Below are 20,997 nucleotides of genomic sequence, written 5' to 3' on the forward strand. Positions count from 1 at the left end.
CCGAACCAGTCGGGGCTTTCTCAGTTTCGTTACACCTGATCGGGCATCAGAAGATGTTGATCGGGTAATCCACGAATACACGCAACTCGTTACCGCTGCTGTTGTAGTCGGCGGATTTCTGCGAAACGCGCAGGATCGAGCTGCGCAGTTTCACGCTCAGGTCTTTGGCCGGACCGCTTTGCACGACGTATTTGACCTGGTTGAAGATCTCGCGCTCGGTACCGCCGCTGCTGGTGTCGGTGGTGATGTTATCGCCACGCACGTAAGCAAAGTTGTAGCTCAGACCCGGTACGCCGAATGCGCCGAAGTCCAGGCCGTAGCCCAGCTGCCAGCTGCGCTCGTCTTCAGCGTTGAAGTCCGACCAGTACGAGTTGGCCAGGTAGATGGTGTTGCCACCGTCACCCTGACGGCGACCGTCATTCTGATAACCGCCGTATGGATAACCCAGGTTGCTGTCACCGGTGCTGCGCTGGTGTGCCACGGTGAACGAATGTGGGCCTGTGGCAAACGTGGCTGCCAGGCTCCAGATTTTGTTGTCCTGACCGCCCGTGTTCTTGATGTCCGCATAGGACTTGTCAAGTTTGGTGCGATAGCCGTTGAAGTCCAGAGTCAGCGACTGATCCTTGTCGATCGGGAACACATAGTTGGCGTTCACGTACTGTTTCTTCATCACGTCTTCGACGTCGGAAGCGTACAGCGCTGCCTTGAACTGTTCGGTGAACTGGTAGCTACCACCCAACACATTGATCGACTTCAAGCCACCGCTGTCACGGCCTTCAGCGCTCTTGCGCGATTCGGCGGTGAAACGACCGGCGTTCAGCTCCAGGCCTTTGATCTCTTTGGAAGTGATCAACGTACCGGTGTAGCTTTCTGGCAGCAGGCGCGAGTTGTCGTAGTTCAGCACCGGCAGCGCCGGCATCTGGTCACCGTAGGTCAGAACGGTATTGGAGACGCGGAATTTGACCGCTGCACCGAATTTGGACAGATCGTCAGCCGCGTTGCCGCTGTCGCCCTGCTTGAAGAAGTCGATGCCGCCAGCGCCGCTGCGCCCCTTGCCACCGTCCAGACGCAGGGCGTACAGACCAAAGGCATCCACACCGACACCGACGGTGCCTTGGGTGAAGCCGGACGAGAACGTACCGATGGCCGCTTGGCCCCACTCGGCTCTGTCCGGGCTACCGTCCTTGTAATCACGATTGATGTAGGCATTGCGCAGCAGCACTTTGAGGCTGCTGTCTTCTTGAAAACCCTTGGACTCGGCCTGGTCGTTAGCCATGGCCGAAGTGGCGCTCAACATCCCCAATGCGATCAGACTGATCCGCTTGTTCAACATTTTGTTTTCCTTATTACGGGTTGAAACGCGCTGTGTCGAACGGCTGAAACGGCGCTAAAGCACTCTTTTTTCACCCCGAAACAAAAAGGCCCGCCCACGACAAAGTCGTGGCGGGCCTTCTTATTATTTTGAGTCATGGCGGTTGGCCACAGGCGTTGGGGCGAATCCTAGCCGTGCCCTGAACATTGTGTCAATTTCAAGAATCGTCTTTAAATAGGCGAAAATCGTCTAAGAAACGTAAATTTTTCGCTGACTCCTTGCACGGAAATGCGCGTAAACAGTGAATCCAGTGCGCTTCAAGCGCAACCGTCGAGACCACAAAACGCAGAGGATTCGCCGGTTGTATTGACTTCAACGGCCTCAGCCAACCAATCGGCGAAGTCTTGCGGCTTGCCCAGCCAGGGACTGATGTCGAGCAGCGTGAATTGACCGTCATGTTCCAGCGCAAACGTGGGAAATCCCTGCCCGCCGAGTTGAGCCAACAGCCCGCGAGTGGCTTTTATATGTGGCTCTGCATCAACGGATTTAAACGCAGCCTGAAAGGTTTCCACGACGTAGTCCATTTGTGTAGCAAACTCCAGAAGGACCGACTCATCGGCAATTCGCCGCCCTCCTACGTAATGCGCCGTCTGCAAACGCCCGAGCATTTCGAGTCCTCGGCCGTCGACTGCCTCAGCTGCCATGACGGCGGTGATCGGCGGTATTGAATCGAAAACGGCGGTGTCATCGCGCAACAAGCCTTCGAAATACGCCTCGCCAAAGGGCTGTCCGGTGTATTCGGCAATACGCCGATCATGGGGCATGACGTAATTGCGCAACTGTGGCGAAACGCGCTGACGGTTGGCGCCGCTCATCATGCCTCCCGCATGAGCGATCACCGGCAGTACTTGCTGTGCCGCCTGCACCAACGGTTTTGCGCCGTAACACCAGCCGCACAGAGGGTCGTAAATGTAGTGAAGGATCATCAGAAAACTCCGGCAGGAATGTGGGAAAAATCGATGCCGGCAGCCTAAGCCTGAAGCCGTTGCGGAAAAACGCCGTAACGGCTTTCAGTCTGTTTCGTGAACCGGGCGAATTGTCCGAACGGTCAGGTTGTGTCCATTTCGACACAAATTGAAACAATCAGACCGGGGAACTTTTCACGAATAATTAAAGGAAGTAAATGCAAAGCATTACCATTCGCATCCTAGAATTCTTCCACCTTTTCGGATGCGCTTTTCAATGCCTGCCCCGTTCCGTCTCACGCCCGTCACCCTTGGGCTTTCTGCCTTTCTGTCGAGTGGTTTTGCTTACTCTGCAACCGAGTTACCCGCGACCGCCATCAGCGCCCAGGCGCAAGAAGAGGCCGATGACCCGCGCGTCAAAGTCAGCAACACCGCGACCCGCACTTCGACCCCGGTGCGCTATGTGCCGCAGGCCATTGATTCGATCAAGACCTCGAACGTTGCCAATTACGGCACCAACGACATCGGCGATGCCTTGAGTGGCATGCCCAACGTCAGCAGCAGCGCCGACACCCGCTTCGACAGCTTGCGCATCCGCGGCTTCGACGCCAGCAATGACTTCTATCTGGACGGCATTCGCGACGACAGCCAGTACAAGCGCGACCTGCACAACATCGAACGCGTCGAAGTGCTCAAAGGTCCGGCCGCCGTGCTGTACGGCCGTGGCAGTCAGGGCGGGATCGTTAACCGCGTGAGCAAAATACCCGAGGCCGGACGTCGCTCGACCATCGAAGCCCAAGGCGGCAGCGAAGATCTGCGCAGCCTGTACGCCGACCTCAGCACCGACCCGAGCGAGAACATCAGCCTGCGCCTGAACATGGGCAACATGGATGAAAACAGCTTCCGCGATGGCGTCAGCGGTAACCGCCAACTGTTCGCGCCGTCAATGAGCTGGCAACTGACACCCGACCTGAACTGGTTGGTGCAGTACGAATACAGCCGCTACAACCGCACGCCGGATCGCGGTATTCCAGGCGTCAACGGTCGCCCGGCGGACGTGGGCCGCGACACGACTTACGGCAACGACCACGATTTTATCGACGACAAGACGCAGTCCCTGCGCTCCAGACTCACCTATGAGCTCAATGACAACTGGCAACTGCGCCAGACCCTCGGCGTGTTCAAGCTCGACAGCGATTTCGACAACACCTATCTGACCGGTTACACCCCGGCGACCAATAAGGTCACGCGCCAGCACTGGCAACAGGATCTGAGCACCCGCAACGTCTACAACAACCTCGAGCTGGAAGGCGGTTTCGATACCTTTGGCCTTGAGCATCGCCTGCTCACCGGTATCGAAACCGGCAGTCAGCGCCGTGACCCGAAGCTGTACAACGCCGCCACCGGCCGAGGTTCCCAGCCGGTGCCGGCATTGGACCTGTTCAACCCCAACCGCGAACTGCGCCATACCGGACGCATGCAGTTGTCCAGCAACAGCCACACCGAAGTCGAAAGCCGCGCGGTCTACGTGCAAGATCAACTGCGGCTGAACGATCAATGGCAATTGTTGGCGGGTCTGCGCTACGACACCTTCGACATCGAGTCGACCAACAAGCTGAGGAACATTACCGAAGATCGTGACAGCCACAGCACCAGCCCGCGCGTGGGTCTGGTCTGGACGCCGCTGCAAAATCACTCGTTCTACGCCTCGTGGTCCAAGACCTTCTCGCCCGTAGGCGGTGGTCTGATCGGCATCACTCCGGGCGCGGCCGGCAACAGCAACGACCTGAGCCCCGAGCTGACCAAGCAGAAAGAAATCGGCGTTAAAAGCGACTGGCTGGATGATCGCCTGAGTACCACGCTGGCGGTCTATGACCTGGAGCTCTACAACCGCCGCACCGTTGATCCCAATGACCCGACCCTGACCGTCATGACCGGTCTGCAACGTTCACGGGGCATTGAACTGACCGCAACCGGCAAACTCGTCGGCAACTGGTACATGCGCGGTGGCGTCGGCGTGCAGGATGCGACCATCGAGAAGGACAACAACGGTCTGGAAGGCAAACGCATCAACAACGTCGCCAAGCACAACGGCAGTCTGTTCCTGACCTGGAAGCCGGAAATGGGCTGGTACGGCGAAACCGGCCTGACCCTGGTCGGCCAACGTTATGCCGATAACGCCAACACCACGGAGCTGCCGGGCTATGGCCGTTGGGATGCGCTGGTCGGGTACCGCTTCAAGGACTGGGATTTGCGTGGGGCGTTGAACAACATCACCGACCGCGAGTACTACGCGTCGGCGACCAGCGCCGCGCAGATCATGCCGGGTGCACCGCGTAGCGTGGTGATGACGGGTACCTACAGCTTCTAAATCAGCGCAAAAACCTGTGGGAGGGGGCTTGCTTCCGAATGCGGTGGGTCAGGAACCATGATGTCTACTGACCCGACGCCTTCGCGAGCAAGCCCCCTCCCACAGGTTCAGTGTTCACATCGGTTTTGTATCGTGCATAAAAAAGCGCCGCCATCCCGGCAGCGCTTTTACCCATCCCTGTTGTACTTCTTATCCTTCCATCACAGCCCACAACGCTTCCAGTTCGGCCTCGCTGAACAGGCCAGCGGGGTAGCGCTCGATCATCATCCGGCGCGGATCAGCTTCCCTGATCTGACGCGTTCCATTGGACTTCAAAAAGTGCGCGACAATCTGGAGCAATTCGCCGTTTACGGCCATGGGATGCAAAGTCCGCTCGCTGACTACGTTCACTTCGGCGTTCATTTCAGCGCTCTCTCCCCGGTCATGAGCGGCTAAGTTATCCAAGGTTTATGACAGAACTGTTGAAGTTCTCCTCCCTCCCTAGTGCGCTTTGTCCGATACAAGAGCTATGCCAAGGTCTGCGGTTTGTCGACAAGCGGATACAAAGAAGCCCGCAGTCCAATCGGGCTGCGGGCTTCTTCAGGTACAGGGCGCGTGAATCGTCGCCCGGCTGATTTATGAATCAACTCGGGCTGTTACGACTCAACTCACTCTTTGCGCGGCGCTGGCTGCTGTTGGGTAAGGCAGTGGATATTGCCGCCGCCCAGTAACAGTTCGCGGCCCGGCACCATCACCACTTCGTGCTGCGGGAACAGGTTTTGCAGAATTTCCCGGGCCGGAACATCCATCGGATCGTCGAAGCTCGGGGCGATGATGCCGCCGTTGACTATCAGGAAGTTCACGTAAGAACCGGCCAGACGCACGCTCGGATTACGCTCCTGCGTACCGTCCACCGGGTCGACCCCGGCGCACTCTTCTTCGGTGGCGAACAGCGGCCCCGGAATCGGCATCTTGTGCACCGTGAATGGGCGCCCTTTGGCGTCGGTGCTGTTTTCCAGCACTTTCATGGCCGCCTGGCAGCGCGGGTAGTTCGGATCCTGCGGATCGTCAGTCCAGGCCAGCAGTACTTCACCGGGACGCACGTAGCAGCAGAAGTTATCCACATGGCCGTCGGTTTCGTCGTTGAACAGACCGTCCGGCAGCCAGATGATTTTATCCACAGCCAGATTGGCGCTCAGCACCGCTTCGATTTCTTCGCGACCCAGATGCGGGTTGCGATTGCGGTTGAGCAGGCATTCTTCGGTGGTGATCAGCGTGCCTTCGCCATCGACGTGGATCGAGCCGCCCTCCAGCACAAAACCTTCGGTGCGATAACGCGGGCTGCGCTCGATTTCAAGGATCTTGCCGCCGACCTGCGAGTCACGGTTCCATGGCGAGTACAGGCCGCCATCGAAACCACCCCAGGCATTGAAATCCCAGTTCACACCACGCACTTCGCCGCTGTTGTTGATGACGAAAGTCGGGCCGCTGTCGCGCACCCAGGCGTCATCGCTGGACATCTCGACCACGCGAATATTCGGTACATCGAGACGCGCACGGGCGTTTTCGTACTGGCCGGCGGAGACCGCAACAGTCACTGGTTCGAAACGGGCGATGGCCTTGGCCACTGCCGCGTGAGCGGCTTGCGCCGGTTTGCCGCCCAGACGCCAGTTATCCGGACGCTCGGGCCAGATCATCCAGGTCTGAGTCTGCGGCGCCCACTCGGCCGGCATGTGGAAACCATCGGCGCGCGGGGTACTTTTCAAAGTGGTCATCGGATCAGGACTCCTGGAAACCATCGAGGGTTAGCAAAGCAATGGCGACTTTATAACCGATAAATATCGGCTTTAAAAGCTTACAAATCACCTTCGATCTGCAAGGCAACATAAATAATCGATATAAATCTGAATTCCGACAGCGCCTCCAAAGGATCGTGGGTCACAGGCCTTCTTCGAGGACCCGGTCCAGCATGTCGACAAAGAAATCCACGCTGCGCCGCGAGGTGACCATCGGCGGTTTGATCTTGAGGATGTTCAGATCATCGCCGGTCGGTTGCATGAAAATGCCCAGCTCGCGCAAGCGGTCGCACAGCAGCGTAGTTTCTTCGGTCGCAGGCTCCAGAGTCTCGCGATTGCGGATCAGTTCCACGCCCAGATAGAACCCGGAACCATGCACCGCCCCTACCAGCGGATGTTTATCGATCAATGCTTCGAGCCGTGCCTTGAAGTGGCCACCGACCACCTGGGCGTTCTCCCAGAGTTTTTCTTCTTCCATGACATCCAGCACGGCCATGCCGATCTGGCAGCTCACCGGACTGCCGCCGGCCGACGAGAAAAAGTAACCCTCGGCCTCCAGCGCCTCGGCGATTTCCCGGCGAGTGATCACCGCGCCGAGTGGCTGGCCGTTGCCCATGCCTTTGGCCATGACGATGATGTCCGGCACCACGCCCTGCTCTTCAAAACCCCAGAAGAAATGGCCCATGCGCCCGTAACCGACCTGCACTTCATCGGCGATGCATACACCGCCCTGCGCACGCACCAACTCATACACCTGCTTCAGATAGCCTGGCGGCAGCGAGATGCCGCCGGCATTGCCGTACACCGGTTCACAGATAAACCCGGCCAGTTGGCGTTTGTGCTCGGCGATTTTCGCCAAGTGATGTTCGACGCTGCGCACGTAATCCGGTGCCGAATCGAGGCCGCGGAATTCGCCGCGATAAATGTTCGGCGCGGTCACCGGATGCACCCAGTCCGGGCGACTTTCGAGGGCTTTCGGGTTATCGGCAATCGAAGTCGATACCGCGTCGGCGCCGATCGTCCAGCCGTGATACGCCTCAAGCACGCTGATCATGTCGCGCCCGCCGCTGTAGGCCCACGCCAGACGAATCGCCAGGTCATTGGCCTCGCTGCCGCTGTTGACCAGAAACACTCGATCCATGCCTTGCGGCGCCAGCTTGAGCAATCGCTCGGAGAACTCGGCCACCGCCGCGTAGTTGAAGCGTGAGTTGGTGTTGAGCAGCGACCACTGGCGGGCAGCGACCGCCGCCATGCGCGGGTGACCGTGCCCGAGCACCGCGACGTTGTTGAGCATGTCGAGATAGGAACGGCCCTGCATGTCAATCAGGTGATTGCGCCAGCCACGTTCGATGCGTGGCGGGTCAACGTAATAGTGCTTTTGCGTGCGGGCGAAACTGGCGTCACGGCGGTCCAGCAGGGTTTTCGCGTCCAGCTCCGGCACGGCATCGCAGGCCAGGCCCAATAAGGCTGCCGGCGACGGACATAATGCCTGCCACGCCGCCGCACGGGATGGCGTGCAGAACAGCGGCGCATTCAGTTGCGCACCGCGACTCAGTTGCACGATCAACGGCTTGCTCACCGAGCCCAGCACTTGGCCTTTGACCAGCGCCGCGCCGCTGTGCAGCGAAGGCGTCACGCCCCACAACCGCACGCTGAGCTGCGGGCCATCGAGTTGCAGCGCACCGTCTGCCGCTTGATGCAGCACGCCGGCAAACGGCGCTTCCACGGTAGTACCGTTCGGCACGCGCAACTCGACATGCAGCGGCAAGGTATCCGGCTCGACGGCACTGTCCGGTTGAGTACGCGACAAACGGTATTGGCCGTAACGACTCGCCGCCAAACCATGGACGGCCGCCGCTTCGGTCAGCAGGCGCTGATCAATACCTTCCTGCTCCCAGTTGCCGGCCTCGAAATGCGGGCTGAGAACGCCGAGATCGATCAATGCGAATTCGCGCCCGACCAAGCCAGGCAACAACGGCGCAAAACCTTCGCCATTGATTTCCGGCAAGGCTTGCCCGACGGCGGTGAGGATCGCTGCCTCCATCAGCGCCAGTGGCACCGAGGTGGCGACGCGGAAGATTTCCCACTCGTGGGTGAGGTTGTCGCGGCTGTAAGCGTTGCCCGGATCGATGCTGACCTGCTGCTCGCCACTGAGCACCAGCACCGCCGCCCGCGCGACGATCAGGGGCCACAGCGCTTGCAGCTCCTCGGGTTGCAGCGGATTGACCGCATGATAAGCCTGCACCGCCGGCAGAATCACAAACGGGTCGCCGCCGGCGTGGTGCAGCAACGCAGCGCAAGTCACCGACAGATCGGTGATGCGCCAGGTGCGGATCAGGTCGCCGAAATCGATCACGCCCTGCAACTGCCAATGGCGCTGGGCGTCGCGCTGCCAGACGGCATTGTCGTCGGTGATGTCCATGTGGATCGCCTGCACCGGCAGTTTGTCCGCCAGCGGCTGCAAGCGGCGCTCAGCCTGTTCGGCGACGCCGGCGATCAATGCGCGTTGTTGGTCGTCCTTGATCACTGGCAGCAAATGGCTGATCAGTGCGCTGGCATGGCGCGCGTCCCACTGCAAAGTGCGCTCAAGGCCCGGATGGTCGAACCCGGCCAGTGCCAGATCCATCTCACCGCAGAGCCGGCCAAACCCGGTCACCACCTCATGGCCCAAGTGATCGAGATGGGTCAGCGACTGGCCTTCGATGTAATCCAGCAGCCGCACATGCACCGGCTCGCCATCGACTTGCAGCGTCAGCAGGTCCTGACCGTTACTGGCGGCAATCACCCGTGGCACGGTCACAGCACAATGTTCGGCCAGATACTTGAGCCCGGCATGCTGGGCCTGCAACTCGACAAGGGCGTAATCGCCCCGGCAGATTTTCAGCACAAACCGCCCGCGTGCGCTGTCGACGCGATAGTTGAGATCCTGCTGGCTGCCAAGGGCCTGCAACGTGCCGCTGAGCCCGTAATGTTCGGTCAGCCATTGCAGGGCCTGTGCCTGTGAAACCTGCGGGCTGGGCAAACTGGCGCGGTGAATCAACATGGCGAGCGGCATGGAACGACCCCTGGAATTTTATCAGGCGCCTATATCGCCATTGCTTCAGAGGATGCGCAACCCCTGAGCGTGGTTATTCGCGCGCTCGCATCCGCCGGCACTTTGCGCAAGAATGTCGGCCATTCACACCTGCCTATGGAAATCCTCATGAATGTCATCACCACTGATTTGCCCGGTGTTCTGATCATCGAACCGAAGGTGTTTGGTGACGAGCGCGGTTTCTTCTACGAAAGTTTTAACGCCAAGGCCTTCCAGCAAGCCACTGGTCTGGACACTCAGTTCGTTCAAGACAACCATTCGCGCTCGCAAAAAGGTGTGCTGCGCGGCCTGCATTACCAACTGGAAAACACCCAAGGCAAACTGGTGCGCGTCACTGTCGGTGAAGTGCTAGATGTGGCCGTGGACATACGCCGCAGCTCGCCGCACTTCGGCAAGTCGGTAGCAGTGCGCCTGTCGGCTGAAAACCATCGTCAACTGTGGGTGCCGGAAGGTTTCGCCCATGGCTTCGTAGTACTGAGTGAGTTCGCCGAATTCCTCTACAAGACCACCAACTACTACGACCCTTCGTCCGAGCGCAGCATTCGCTGGGACGACCCTGCTCTGGGTATCGACTGGCAGCTGGACGAAGCGCCGAAGCTGTCGGCCAAGGATCAGGCTGCCGCGCTGCTCAAGGACGCTGACGTCTTCGCCTGAGCCTAGGCATAATGCGCCTGTCACTACAGGCGCATCCGGCTCATGAAACCATCTATCCCACGCAGACCTCGCTGGCGCAGCCTCGCCCTGCTGGCACTTTGTCTGGCCCCTTTACTGTGGCCGCTGGAGCATCTGGCCGAGCGCTATTACCGCAGCGAACTGGCCGGCCAGAATCGCCAGACCCTCGACCTCTACGTCGCCAACCTGCTGGGCACCCTGCACCGCTATGAAGTGTTGCCGCAGATACTCGGCGACTTGCCGGCGCTACGCGCTGTACTCGGGGCGCCGGACGATGGTGTCACCCAAGGCAATGCCAACCGTCTGCTGAAAAATATCAGTGCGCAGACTGGCGCCGAAGTCATGTACCTGATGGACACCACCGGGAAAACGCTGGCGGCGTCGAACTGGGACAAACACGACAGCTTCGTCGGCCGCAATTTCGCCTTTCGCCCGTATTTCAGCGAAGCCATGGCCGGGCGTCTCGGGCGTTTTTTCGGTCTCGGCACCACGTCGGCCAAGCGCGGTTACTTCTTCGCTGCTGCCGTGCGTAACGGTGAAAAGATCACTGGCGTGCTGGTGATCAAAGTCGATCTCGACCACACCGAAAGCCTATGGGGTAAAACGCCGGAACAACTGCTGGTGACCGACCATAACGGCGTGGTCATCCTCACCTCGCGTCCTGAATGGCGCTTCCGCTCGACCCGCGTCTTGAGCGATACCGAGCGCGCAGCTATCACCGCAATCCAGCCCTACCCGACCCGCGAACCGCGTCCGCTGAATCTCAGCCCCGACGCCTGGCTGACGCAAACCCACGACATCGCCGAAACCGGCTGGAGCGTCAGCATCCTCGCCCCGCGCACGCTGATCGACCGGCCGGTGCGCACGGTGGTGGCGATCGGCGGCGCCACACTGTTGGTGGTGATGCTATTGGTAGGCCTGATGATGCAGCGCCGTCGCCACTATCTGGAACGCATCGCGTTCGAGGCCAAGGCCCGTCGTGAGCTGGAAGGCCGCGTCGCCGAACGCACAAGTGATCTGGAAGGCCTCAACCGCCGTTTGAAGCAGGAAGTACTGGAACGCGAGCAGGCGCAACAGGAACTGGTGCGCGCCCAGGATGATCTGGTGCAGGCCGGCAAACTGTCAGCGCTGGGGACTATGTCAGCGAGCATCAGCCACGAACTCAACCAACCGTTGGCGGCGATCCGCAGTTACGCGGAAAACGCCGAAGTACTGCTCGATCACCAACGTACCGACGAGGCCCGCGGCAACCTCAAACTGATCAGCGAACTGACCGGACGCATGGCCTCGATCATCGCCCACCTGCGCGCTTTCGCCCGCCGCGACCGCCACGCCCCGGAAAGCGTTGCCCTGCAACCGGCGCTGGACGATGCACTGGCGCTGCTGGCCAAACGTCGGCGCAGCATGGAAGTTGAGTTGATCCGCGACCTGCCCGCCGCCACCTTGTGGGTCGAGGCCGGGGAAACGCGCCTGCGCCAAGTGCTCGGCAACCTGCTGGCCAACGCCCTCGACGCCCTCACCGAAAAAGGCCCGCCGCGCAAATTGTGGCTGAGTGCCGAATCCACCGCCGAAGGCGTCAATCTGTACATTCGCGACAACGGCCCGGGGTTCTGCATGGAAGCCCTCGGTCGCGCCAGCGAGCCCTTCTACACCACCAAGACCCGCACTCAAGGCCTTGGCTTGGGGCTGGCCATTTGTGAAACGCTGATGCGCGCCTTTGGCGGTGAACTGTCGTTCGCCAACCACAAGCAAGGTGGCGCCTTGATTACCCTGCGGCTGCGCGCCGGTGCGCCCGGGGTCAGCCTGCAACCGTCCGAGGATCGAAGTGCATGACCATCGACAATCGCATTCAGGTGGTGTTGATCGACGACGATCCGCACCTGCGTCAGGCCCTCGGCCAGACACTGGATCTGGCTGGCTTGAAAATTCTGCCGCTGTCCGAAGCCCAAGGGTTGGCCGGGCAACTGGAACGCGACTGGCCAGGTGTGGTGGTCAGCGACATCCGCATGCCGGGCATGGACGGTCTGGAGTTGCTGAGCGAGTTGCACGCTCAAGACCCTGAGTTACCGGTGCTATTGATCACCGGCCATGGTGACGTGCCGCTGGCCGTGCAGGCCATGCGCGCCGGCGCCTATGATTTCCTCGAAAAACCCTTCGCCAGCGATGCTTTGCTCGACAGCGTACGTCGTGCCTTGGCCCTGCGTCGCCTGGTGCTCGACAACCGCAGCCTGCGTCTGGCCCTGAGCGATCGCAATGAACTAAGCGCGCGTCTGGTCGGCCACTCAACGCCGATGCTGCGCCTGCGCGAGCAGATCGGCGCGCTGGCGGCGACCAAGGCTGACGTGTTGATCCTCGGCGAAACCGGGGCCGGCAAAGAAGTCGTCGCTCGGGCGCTGCATGATCTTTCGAGCCGGCGCAACGGCCCGTTTGTCGCGATCAACGCCGGAGCGCTGGCCGAATCGGTGGTGGAAAGCGAGTTGTTCGGCCATGAACCGGGCGCGTTCACCGGCGCGCAGAAACGCCGCATCGGCAAGTTCGAATTCGCCAATGGCGGCACGCTGTTTCTCGATGAAATCGAAAGCATGAGCATGGACGTGCAGGTGAAGTTGCTGCGCATGCTGCAGGAGCGCGTGGTCGAGCGGCTGGGCGGCAATCAGCTCATCCCGTTGGACATCCGCGTGATCGCCGCAACCAAGGAAGACCTGCGCCAGGCGGCTGATCAGGGCCGCTTCCGTGCCGACTTGTATTACCGCCTCAACGTCGCGCCGCTGCGTATTCCGCCACTGCGCGAGCGTGGCGAAGATGCGTTGGTGCTGTTCCAGCATTACGCCGATGAAGCCAGCGCCCGCCACGGTTTGCCGCCGCATGAACTGCAACCGGCGCAACGCGCCTTGCTGCTGCGCCACACCTGGCCGGGCAACGTGCGCGAATTGCAGAACGCCGCCGAGCGCTTCGCCCTCGGCCTGGAACTGGCGCTGGACAACAGCGGCACCGAAGGCGGCGGCACGGCTGTTGAAGTCAACGCCGGAGGCCTCAGCGAGCAAGTGGAAAACTTCGAGAAATCATTGATTGCCGCCGAACTGGCGCGCTCCCACAGCTCGGTGCGCAGCCTCGCCGAAGCGCTGGGCCTTCCGCGCAAGACCCTGCACGACAAGCTGCGCAAACACGGCCTCAACTTCGGCGACAGCAGCCATGGGGAGGAAAACGAATGAACCCGGACACTCACTATCTGCAATCGGTGCTGCATCACGACATCCCTCTGACCCGGGAAATGGGCCTCAAGGTACTCGACTGGCAGGCACAGCAGTTGAGTCTGCATTTGCCTTTAGAGCCCAACGTCAATCACAAGAGCACCATGTTCGGCGGCAGCCTCTATTGCGGCGCAGTGCTGGCCGGTTGGGGCTGGTTGCACCTGCGCTTGAAGGAAGAGGGGATTGCGGACGGGCACATCGTGATTCAGGAGGGGCAGATCAGTTATCCACTGCCGGTGACGGGGGATGCCACGGCGATTTGCCCGGCGCCGGAGGCGGCGGTGTGGAAGAAGTTTCTGGCGATGTATCAGCGTTATGGGCGGGCGCGGTTGACGTTGAATACGCGGATCGTCAATGCCGGGAGTGATGAGGATGCGGTGACGTTTAGCGGGCAGTACGTTTTGCATCGTTAAAGCAAAGATCGCAGCCTGCGGCCCCTCCTACATGGATAAACCTGTAGGAGCTGCCGCAGGCCGCGATCTTTTGATCTTAACCGCGGGCCAACTCCAACAACCTCGCTCGCCACGCTGCCTTCGCCGGCAGCGCCAAAAAGAACTCGTTCAGCAACGATTCCCGCGCCGGATAACAGAACGCCTCACCGCGCAAATCCAGCACCTCACCGCCCGCGCCTTCCAGCACACCCTGCGCCGCCGCCGTGTCCCACTGCGAAGTCGGCGCCAGTCGCGGATAGCAATCCGCCGCGCCTTCAGCCAGCAGGCAGAACTTCAACGAACTGCCGATATTCGCCAATTGCAGCTCACCAAGGCTCGCACTCAGCCCGGCCAGCAAGCGTTCCTGCTCAGGGCTGGAATGCCGACGGCTGGCCACCACCGTGAACGCCTCACCGGGCGCCGGCACATCACGCACCTGGATCGCAACTGGCGTACCGCCCGTATCACCACGCCAAGCGCCCAGCCCGGCACCGCCAACGTAATAACGACCGTTGGTCGGCATCGACACCACACCAAACACCACCCGGCCGTTTTCGATCAGCGCGATGTTGACGGTGAACTCCTCACTGCCGCTGATGAACTCTTTGGTGCCATCCAGCGGATCCACCAACCACCAGCGCTGCCAGCCGGCGCGCACGCTTTGCGGGATGTCGGCGTCCTCTTCCGACAGCACCGGAATACTCGGATCCAGCGCCGTCAGTCCGGCAACAATCAAATGGTGCGCAGCCAGATCCGCAGCGGTCACCGGTGAATCATCAGACTTGGCCGTGACTTCGACGCCGGAGCGCCAGAACGGCAAAATCACCTCGCCAGCCTGCAATGCCAGCTCAATCACTGGCGCCATCAACGGGTGGGAGAAATTCATCAGGTGCTCACTCATAGCTGAAAACACCGCGCTGGCTCAGCAGGTCACGGGTCAAATAAAGCGCCGCCAATGCGCGCCCTTCGGAAAACTGCGGATTCAGCGCCAACGCCGACAATTCACGCAGGTTGACCTTGTCGACCCGCATCGGCTCGGGCTCGTCGCCCTCCAGACGTTCCTCGTAGAGATCAGTGGCCAGCACCACCTGAATCTTCTGGCTCATGTAACCGGGCGACAGCGACAGCTCGGTCAGATGTTCCAGTTGCCGCGCGCCAAAACCGGCCTCTTCCTTGAGCTCACGCTCAGCGGCCGCCAATACATCTTCACCCGGCTCGATCAAACCTTTAGGCAAGGACAACTCGTATTCGTCTGTGCCACCGCAGTATTCCTCGACCAGCACCGCGTGTTCGGCATCGAGCATCGCCACGATCATCACCGCGCCGTAGCCCGCGCCCTTGCCGACCAGACGCTCATAAGTGCGTTCCACGCCATTGGAAAAACGCAGCTTCAGTTCTTCGACGCAAAACAGACGACTGGTGGCGACGATCTCGCGGGCAAGTACGGTGGGTTTCTGGCGCATGCAAAGCTCCTTGGCGTGAACGCGCTACTATAACGCGGCTTTCCCGATTGTTTACGTCGGATATCTTTCTACCGTTCGAGACGTTGCCATGCCTTCATTACCGTGGTCCGACATCGATACCGTTCTGCTCGACATGGACGGCACGTTGCTGGATCTGCACTTCGACAACCACTTCTGGCTGGAACATCTGCCCCAGCGCTACGCCGAACTGCACGGGATCAGCCGGGCCATGGCCGAGATGGAATTGCAGCCGTTGTTCGAACGCCACGCCGGACAGTTGCAGTGGTATTGCCTGGATTTCTGGAGCGCGGAGCTGAAGTTGTCTGTGCGCGAACTGAAACAGGAAACCGCGCACCTGATCGCCCTGCGCCCGGACGCCGATACCTTTCTTGCGGCGATAAAACGGGCCGGTAAACGGGTGATCATGATCACCAATGCGCACCGTGATTCGCTGTCACTGAAACTGGAACGGATCGAACTGGCGCCCTATTTCGAGCGGCTGATCAGCTCGCACGATTACGGATTTCCGAAGGAAAACCCGCAATTCTGGGATGCCTTGCAGGCGGATATCGGTTTTGATCCGGCGCGCAGTCTGTTTATCGACGACACTTTGCCGATTCTGCGCAGTGCGCGGGATTTCGGTGTGGCGCACTTGTTGGCGGTCAAAGAACCCGACAGCCGAAAAGGTCCGAAGGACACCGCCGAGTTTGCAGCGGTCGAGGATTACCGGGATTTGATCACAGGCCTCTGATACCGAGTCGCCCTATTCGCGAGCAGGCTCGCTCCCACGTTGAAACGCAATCCAATGCGGGAGCGAGCCTGCTCCGGGCGGCGTTCCGACGAAAGCGTTATCCGCAATTACTCAGGAATACGCAGTGTCTGCCCTGGGTAGATTTTGTTCACATCCTTGAGCATCGGTTTGTTGGCCTCAAAGATCTTGTTGTAGTGGTTGGCGTTGCCATAGACAGCCAGAGAAATTGCGCTGAGGGTGTCGCCTTTTTTCACCACGACAAACCGTGCCGCGGCCACCACCGGCCCGGTCACCGTGATCTGATCATCAACGCTGCCCACACCTTCAATGTTGCCCACCGCCAGCAGAATTTTCTCTTTCTCCTCCTGGCTCGCCACCTCACCGGTAACCGTGACCTTGTCGCCGTCCACGGTCGCCTGAACGTTCGGATTGCCCAAGCCAACCTTGCTGATGTGTTCCTTCAACTGCTCGCTGGCATTGGCGTTGCCCGGGGTCAGCAGATCGATCAGTTTTTCACCGGCTTCTTTCACAAAGCTCAAAAGACTCATAGCGCACACTCCTTGATTTGGGTTCCAGACGTCAAAGCCTAGACCACGCCAGACAAACCCGGTTCCAAGCCGACCAATGACCCTGTCACCCCACAAGCGTTAGAATCGCCCACCCCCGCCAACACCCTTCGGAGCGAAGATGGACATCAAGCAGCTGAAATTCCTCATCGCCCTCGACGAAACCCGCCACTTCGGCCAGGCCGCCGCGCGTTGCCACATCACCCAACCGACCCTGTCGATGCGCCTGCGCAGCCTTGAAGAAGAGCTCGACCTGCCGCTGGTCAACCGTGGCCAGCGTTTCGAAGGCTTCACCGCGCCGGGCGAACGGGTGCTGGCGTGGGCGCGCACGGTGCTGGCGGCTTATGACGGTTTGCAGGCGGAAGCGGCGGCGTGTCGCGGCAACCTGATCGGTACGCTGCGCCTGGGCGTGGTACCGCTGTCGAGCTTCGATCCATTGCCGCTGATGCAACGCCTGCACGCCGCGCACCCGGACCTGCGTTTCGAACTGTCGGCGCTGAGTTCCGAGCAAATCCTTGAGCATTTGGCGAACAACCGCATCGATATCGGCGTGTCCTACCTTGATCGGCTGGACAGCGAGCGCTTCGAATCCCTGGCCTTCAGTGAAACCCGCATGGGATTGCTGTATGACCAGCGTTTTTTCTCCTTCGGCGAAGCGCCGTTGAGCTGGGAAGCGCTGATCGAACTGCCACTGGGCATGCTCACCAGCGGCATGCACTTTCGCCAGTCGATCGACCATAATTTCCACAGCCGTGGCCTGACGCCACAAACACTGCTGCAAACCGATGCCGTGCATCAATTATTACAAGCTGTGCATGGCGGGTTCTGTTGCGCTGTGATGCCGCTGGACGGTGGACTGGAAAACCTCACCGATCACCTGCGCCTGCAACCGATTGAAAGCGCCCAAACCCTCGCCCGGTTGGGGTTCATCATGCGCCGGGGCGCACCGCGTTCAGCGCTGGCCGAGGCCTGTTTTGCGCTGTATCAAAAATCGCCAGGCGATACTTGATCGACAGCATCTATCGGTAGATCAACATTTGCGATTAGACGCGACAACTTGCCGCGCCTAGTCTTAACGTTGATCAAACCGTTGGTGATGCCATGAACGCCAAGCGCCCAGCCTGCGCGGCGCCTGCACTTGAAACGCCCGCGCCCGCCGCCAGCCACACCTACAGCTACAGCGATCTACCCCTTGAGGAATCGGCCAGCACCGCGCTGGCCGAGGAAGTCGCGTTGGCGATTGCCTACAACGGCATCAGTCAGGCGGTGATGCTGGTGACGCCGACCGACCTTGAAGACTTCATCGTTGGCTTCAGCCTCGGCAGCGGCATCATCGAAGACGCTACCGACATCTATGACCTGCAACTGACTGGCGCAGGCTCGGCGCAATACGCGCAAGTGACCATCGCCAACCGCGCGTTCTGGAATCTCAAGACCCAGCGTCGGCAACTGGCCGGCACCAGTGGTTGTGGCTTGTGCGGCGTCGAGGCGGTGGAACAGGCGTTGCCCGACCTCAAGGTATTGCCCGGCGCGCCCTTGCCGCCGATTGAGTGGCTCGACGGCCTGCGCCAGCGCATCGGCGCGTTCCAGCCGCTTGGCCAACACTGCGGTGCGGTGCATGCGGCGGTGTTCATGAACGCCAGCGGCGAACTGCTGCTGGGCCGCGAAGACATCGGCCGGCACAACGCCCTCGACAAACTGATCGGCGGGCTGATCCGCCAGAAGATATCCACAGAAGGCGGACTGGCGATTGTCACCAGCCGTTGCAGCCTCGAATTGATCCAGAAAGTGTTGCGCGCCGGCATCCAGACCCTGGTCAGCCTGTCCGCACCCACAGGCCTTGCCGTGCAATGGGCCCGTCGACATAACCTCAATCTCATCCACCTGCCGCAGAAAAGTGCGCCGCGGGTGTATAGCCCCGCGATGGAGAATCAAGCGTGAGCCAACATCATCAAGCCGACCAGAAACCTGTCCCGCGCTACAAGCCTTACAAAGGTGCCGCCGGCGGCTGGGGTGCCCTGATCAGTGTGGCCCAGGCCTGGTTGACCAGCGACAACGCGCTGAAAAACCTGCGCATGATGCTCAAGACCAACCAGAACGGCGGTTTCGACTGCCCGGGTTGCGCGTGGGGCGATTCGCCGGAAAGCGGCATGGTCAAGTTCTGCGAGAACGGCGCCAAAGCGGTGAACTGGGAAGCGACCAAGCGTCGTGTAGACGCCAAGTTTTTCGCCAAGCACAGCGTCACTTCGTTGCTGGAGCAGAGCGATTACTGGCTTGAGTATCAGGGCCGCCTGACCGAGCCGATGGTCTACGACGCCCAGACCGATCGTTACAAACCGATTGCCTGGGACGACGCCTACGCGCTGATCGGCAAACATCTGCAAGGCCTGTCGAGCCCGGATCAGGCCGAGTTCTATACCTCGGGTCGTGCCAGCAACGAAGCGGCGTATCTGTATCAGCTGTTCGTACGCGCTTACGGCACCAACAACTTCCCCGACTGCTCGAACATGTGCCACGAGGCCAGCGGTGTGGCGTTGGCGCAAAGCGTCGGCGTCGGCAAAGGCACCGTGACCTTCGACGATTTCGAACACGCCGATGCGATTTTCGTCTGGGGCCAGAACCCCGGCACCAACCATCCGCGGATGCTTGAACCGCTGCGCGAAGCAGTGAAACGTGGCGCTCAGGTGGTGTGCGTCAACCCACTGAAAGAGCGCGGCCTGGAACGTTTCCAACATCCGCAACACCCGATCGAAATGCTCACCAACGGCGACAAACCGACCAACACCGCGTACTTCCGTCCGGCATTGGGCGGCGACATGGCGCTGCTGCGCGGCATGGCCAAGTTCCTCCTGCATTGGGAACGCGATGCGCAGAAGGCCGGCACACCGGCCGTGTTCGACCATGACTTCCTCAATGCCCACAGTGCCAACGTGCTGGAGTACCTCGGTGTCGTCGATGACACGCCGTGGGAGCAGATCATTGAGCAGTCCGGCCTGACGCTGGTGGAAATCGAACAAGCGGCGCGCATGTACGCCAAAGGCAAGAACGTGATCATGTGCTGGGCGATGGGTATCACCCAGCATCGCCACTCGGTGCCGACCATCCAGGAAATCGCCAACCTGATGCTGCTGCGCGGCAACATCGGCAAGCCAGGCGCTGGTCTGTGCCCGGTGCGCGGCCACAGTAACGTGCAGGGCGACCGCACAATGGGCATCAACGAGCGTCCGCCGGTAGCCTTCCTCGACTCGCTTGAGCGTCGCTTCCAGTTCAAGGTGCCGCGTCACAATGGCCACAACGTGGTCGAGGCAATCCATGCGATGGCCGAAGGTCGCGCCAAAGTCTTTATCGGTCTGGGTGGCAACTTCGCCCAAGCCACGCCGGACAGCCCGCGCACCTTCGCGGCGCTGAGCAATTGCGACCTGACCGTGCAGATCAGCACCAAACTCAACCGCAGCCACCTGGCTCACGGTAAAGACGCGTTGATCCTGCCGTGCCTCGGCCGTACCGACATCGACATCCAGACCGAAGGCCCGCAAGCGGTCACCGTGGAAGACTCGTTCAGCATGGTTCACGCCTCCAACGGCCAGTTGCAGCCACTGTCGAACCAGATGCGCTCGGAACCGTCGATCATCGCCGGCATCGCCGCTGCGACCCTGGGCAGCAAACCGGTGGACTGGAACTGGCTGGTAGCTGATTACGGGCGTATCCGCGAGCTGATCGCCGACACCATTCCGAACTTCAAGGCGTTCAACGAGAAGATCAAAAACCCTGGCGGTTTCTACCTCGGCAACAGCGCCGGCGCACGCAAGTGGAATACCCCGTCGGGCCGCGCCAATTTCCGCGCGAACCTGCTGCCCAAGGATCTGGTACACGAACGCACCCGCGCTACCGGACAGTTGCCGGATCTGATCCTGCAATCGATGCGCTCGCACGATCAATACAACACCACGATTTATGGCCTCGACGACCGCTATCGCGGGGTGAAAGGCCAGCGCGATGTGTTGTTTGCCAACGAGGCTGACATCATTCGTCTGGGCTTCCGGCCAGGGCAGAAGGCTGACATCGTGTCGATCTGGGATGATGGTCGTGAGCGTCGGGTGAAGGGCTTTACGCTATTGGCGTTTGATATTCCTGCCGGTCAGGCTGCTGCGTATTATCCGGAAGTGAACCCGTTGGTGCCGCTGGAAAGTACCGGGGATGGCAGCCATACGCCGACGTCGAAGTTCATTGCAATTCGATTGGAAGCAGCGAGCGAGACTGGGCTGATCATGGCCAAGTCTGCTTAACCGGGCGCTTCAACTGGCCCCTTCGCGAGCAGGCTCGCTCCCACATTGGATCGCGATTCA

At 60.4% G+C, this 20,997-nt stretch carries 17 protein-coding genes; 9 read left to right on the plus strand and 8 right to left on the minus strand.

Annotation, left to right across the window (positions count from 1 at the left end):
• Positions 1-46 precede the first annotated feature (46 nt).
• The gene (locus tag ATI02_RS14010; protein ID WP_095190042.1) at positions 47-1,333 is read right to left on the minus strand and encodes an OprD family porin; all 1,287 of its coding nucleotides are present in this window, start codon (positions 1,331-1,333) and stop codon (positions 47-49) included.
• Positions 1,334-1,629: 296 nt separating this feature from the next.
• Positions 1,630-2,298 carry a DsbA family protein gene (locus ATI02_RS14015; RefSeq protein WP_100846576.1) on the minus strand — a complete coding sequence of 223 codons (669 nt, stop codon included), beginning with the start codon at positions 2,296-2,298 and terminating at the stop codon, positions 1,630-1,632.
• Positions 2,299-2,554: 256 nt separating this feature from the next.
• On the opposite strand from ATI02_RS14015, the gene ATI02_RS14020 reads away from it, so the two are divergent.
• Complete coding sequence (locus ATI02_RS14020; RefSeq protein WP_100846577.1) at positions 2,555-4,648, plus strand: TonB-dependent receptor; 2,094 nt, start codon at positions 2,555-2,557, stop codon at positions 4,646-4,648.
• Between the two features lie 189 nt (positions 4,649-4,837).
• Here the strand turns inward: ATI02_RS14020 and ATI02_RS14025 are convergent, their stop codons facing one another.
• The 3 genes from ATI02_RS14025 to ATI02_RS14035 form a co-directional block, all read right to left on the minus strand.
• Positions 4,838-5,050: a hypothetical protein gene (locus ATI02_RS14025; RefSeq protein WP_100846578.1), complete on the minus strand. Its 213-nt coding sequence runs from the start codon at positions 5,048-5,050 to the stop codon at positions 4,838-4,840.
• Positions 5,051-5,295: 245 nt separating this feature from the next.
• On the minus strand, positions 5,296-6,402 hold the full coding sequence (aguA, locus tag ATI02_RS14030; protein ID WP_095190038.1) for an agmatine deiminase: 1,107 nt from the start codon (positions 6,400-6,402) through the stop codon (positions 5,296-5,298).
• A 163-nt stretch (positions 6,403-6,565) separates the two neighbouring features.
• Complete coding sequence (locus tag ATI02_RS14035) at positions 6,566-9,478, minus strand: aminotransferase (protein ID WP_100846579.1); 2,913 nt, start codon at positions 9,476-9,478, stop codon at positions 6,566-6,568.
• Between the two features lie 147 nt (positions 9,479-9,625).
• On the opposite strand from ATI02_RS14035, the gene rfbC reads away from it, so the two are divergent.
• Genes rfbC through ATI02_RS14055 form a run of 4 tightly spaced genes read left to right on the plus strand, consistent with a single transcriptional unit; the run spans position 9,626 to position 13,853 of the window.
• Complete coding sequence (gene rfbC / locus ATI02_RS14040; RefSeq protein WP_095190036.1) at positions 9,626-10,171, plus strand: dTDP-4-dehydrorhamnose 3,5-epimerase; 546 nt, start codon at positions 9,626-9,628, stop codon at positions 10,169-10,171.
• 42 nt (positions 10,172-10,213) lie between these two features.
• Positions 10,214-12,022 carry a sensor histidine kinase gene (locus ATI02_RS14045; protein ID WP_100846580.1) on the plus strand — a complete coding sequence of 603 codons (1,809 nt, stop codon included), beginning with the start codon at positions 10,214-10,216 and terminating at the stop codon, positions 12,020-12,022.
• Positions 12,019-13,401: a sigma-54-dependent transcriptional regulator gene (locus ATI02_RS14050; RefSeq protein WP_095190034.1), complete on the plus strand. Its 1,383-nt coding sequence runs from the start codon at positions 12,019-12,021 to the stop codon at positions 13,399-13,401. Before ATI02_RS14045 ends, ATI02_RS14050 begins: the two co-directional genes overlap by 4 nt.
• Complete coding sequence (locus ATI02_RS14055; protein WP_095190033.1) at positions 13,398-13,853, plus strand: YiiD C-terminal domain-containing protein; 456 nt, start codon at positions 13,398-13,400, stop codon at positions 13,851-13,853. Before ATI02_RS14050 ends, ATI02_RS14055 begins: the two co-directional genes overlap by 4 nt.
• A gap of 76 nt (positions 13,854-13,929) precedes the next feature.
• Here ATI02_RS14055 and cysQ read toward each other — a convergent pair whose 3' ends face one another.
• Positions 13,930-14,757, minus strand: coding sequence for a 3'(2'),5'-bisphosphate nucleotidase CysQ (gene cysQ, locus ATI02_RS14060; RefSeq protein WP_100846581.1), 828 nt, complete (start codon positions 14,755-14,757; stop codon positions 13,930-13,932).
• A gap of 7 nt (positions 14,758-14,764) precedes the next feature.
• Positions 14,765-15,334, minus strand: coding sequence for an ADP compounds hydrolase NudE (gene nudE, locus ATI02_RS14065; RefSeq protein ID WP_095190590.1), 570 nt, complete (start codon positions 15,332-15,334; stop codon positions 14,765-14,767).
• Between the two features lie 88 nt (positions 15,335-15,422).
• Here nudE and yrfG point away from each other — a divergent pair, with 88 nt between their 5' ends.
• Positions 15,423-16,085 (plus strand): GMP/IMP nucleotidase, encoded by a 663-nt coding sequence (gene yrfG, locus ATI02_RS14070; protein ID WP_095190589.1) that lies wholly within the window; start codon positions 15,423-15,425, stop codon positions 16,083-16,085.
• Between the two features lie 107 nt (positions 16,086-16,192).
• On the opposite strand, the gene lysM is transcribed toward yrfG, so the two are convergent.
• Positions 16,193-16,633 carry a peptidoglycan-binding protein LysM gene (gene lysM, locus ATI02_RS14075; protein WP_095190588.1) on the minus strand — a complete coding sequence of 147 codons (441 nt, stop codon included), beginning with the start codon at positions 16,631-16,633 and terminating at the stop codon, positions 16,193-16,195.
• A gap of 139 nt (positions 16,634-16,772) precedes the next feature.
• Here lysM and ATI02_RS14080 point away from each other — a divergent pair, with 139 nt between their 5' ends.
• The 3 genes from ATI02_RS14080 (at position 16,773) to ATI02_RS14090 (ending at position 20,937) form a co-directional block, all read left to right on the plus strand.
• Positions 16,773-17,660 (plus strand): LysR family transcriptional regulator, encoded by an 888-nt coding sequence (locus tag ATI02_RS14080; RefSeq protein WP_095190587.1) that lies wholly within the window; start codon positions 16,773-16,775, stop codon positions 17,658-17,660.
• Positions 17,661-17,752: 92 nt separating this feature from the next.
• Positions 17,753-18,592: a formate dehydrogenase accessory sulfurtransferase FdhD gene (gene fdhD / locus ATI02_RS14085; RefSeq protein WP_100846582.1), complete on the plus strand. Its 840-nt coding sequence runs from the start codon at positions 17,753-17,755 to the stop codon at positions 18,590-18,592.
• Positions 18,589-20,937: an FdhF/YdeP family oxidoreductase gene (locus tag ATI02_RS14090; protein WP_095190585.1), complete on the plus strand. Its 2,349-nt coding sequence runs from the start codon at positions 18,589-18,591 to the stop codon at positions 20,935-20,937. The genes fdhD and ATI02_RS14090 overlap by 4 nt, the downstream gene beginning before the upstream one ends.
• Positions 20,938-20,997 lie beyond the last annotated feature (60 nt).

This window comes from Pseudomonas baetica (assembly GCF_002813455.1).
GTDB lineage: Bacteria > Pseudomonadota > Gammaproteobacteria > Pseudomonadales > Pseudomonadaceae > Aquipseudomonas > Aquipseudomonas baetica.

Coding starts and splice junctions, on each gene's coding strand:
- ATI02_RS14045 (WP_100846580.1), top strand. CDS start 10,214: ATGAAACCATCTATCCCACGCAGACCTCGCTGGCGCAGCCTCGCCCTG.
- ATI02_RS14020 (WP_100846577.1), top strand. CDS start 2,555: ATGCCTGCCCCGTTCCGTCTCACGCCCGTCACCCTTGGGCTTTCTGCC.
- ATI02_RS14015 (WP_100846576.1), bottom strand. CDS start 2,298: ATGATCCTTCACTACATTTACGACCCTCTGTGCGGCTGGTGTTACGGC.
- ATI02_RS14050 (WP_095190034.1), top strand. CDS start 12,019: ATGACCATCGACAATCGCATTCAGGTGGTGTTGATCGACGACGATCCG.
- nudE (WP_095190590.1), bottom strand. CDS start 15,334: ATGCGCCAGAAACCCACCGTACTTGCCCGCGAGATCGTCGCCACCAGT.
- fdhD (WP_100846582.1), top strand. CDS start 17,753: ATGAACGCCAAGCGCCCAGCCTGCGCGGCGCCTGCACTTGAAACGCCC.
- cysQ (WP_100846581.1), bottom strand. CDS start 14,757: ATGAATTTCTCCCACCCGTTGATGGCGCCAGTGATTGAGCTGGCATTG.
- rfbC (WP_095190036.1), top strand. CDS start 9,626: ATGAATGTCATCACCACTGATTTGCCCGGTGTTCTGATCATCGAACCG.
- lysM (WP_095190588.1), bottom strand. CDS start 16,633: ATGAGTCTTTTGAGCTTTGTGAAAGAAGCCGGTGAAAAACTGATCGAT.
- ATI02_RS14035 (WP_100846579.1), bottom strand. CDS start 9,478: ATGCCGCTCGCCATGTTGATTCACCGCGCCAGTTTGCCCAGCCCGCAG.
- ATI02_RS14010 (WP_095190042.1), bottom strand. CDS start 1,333: ATGTTGAACAAGCGGATCAGTCTGATCGCATTGGGGATGTTGAGCGCC.
- yrfG (WP_095190589.1), top strand. CDS start 15,423: ATGCCTTCATTACCGTGGTCCGACATCGATACCGTTCTGCTCGACATG.
- ATI02_RS14025 (WP_100846578.1), bottom strand. CDS start 5,050: ATGAACGCCGAAGTGAACGTAGTCAGCGAGCGGACTTTGCATCCCATG.
- ATI02_RS14080 (WP_095190587.1), top strand. CDS start 16,773: ATGGACATCAAGCAGCTGAAATTCCTCATCGCCCTCGACGAAACCCGC.
- ATI02_RS14055 (WP_095190033.1), top strand. CDS start 13,398: ATGAACCCGGACACTCACTATCTGCAATCGGTGCTGCATCACGACATC.
- aguA (WP_095190038.1), bottom strand. CDS start 6,402: ATGACCACTTTGAAAAGTACCCCGCGCGCCGATGGTTTCCACATGCCG.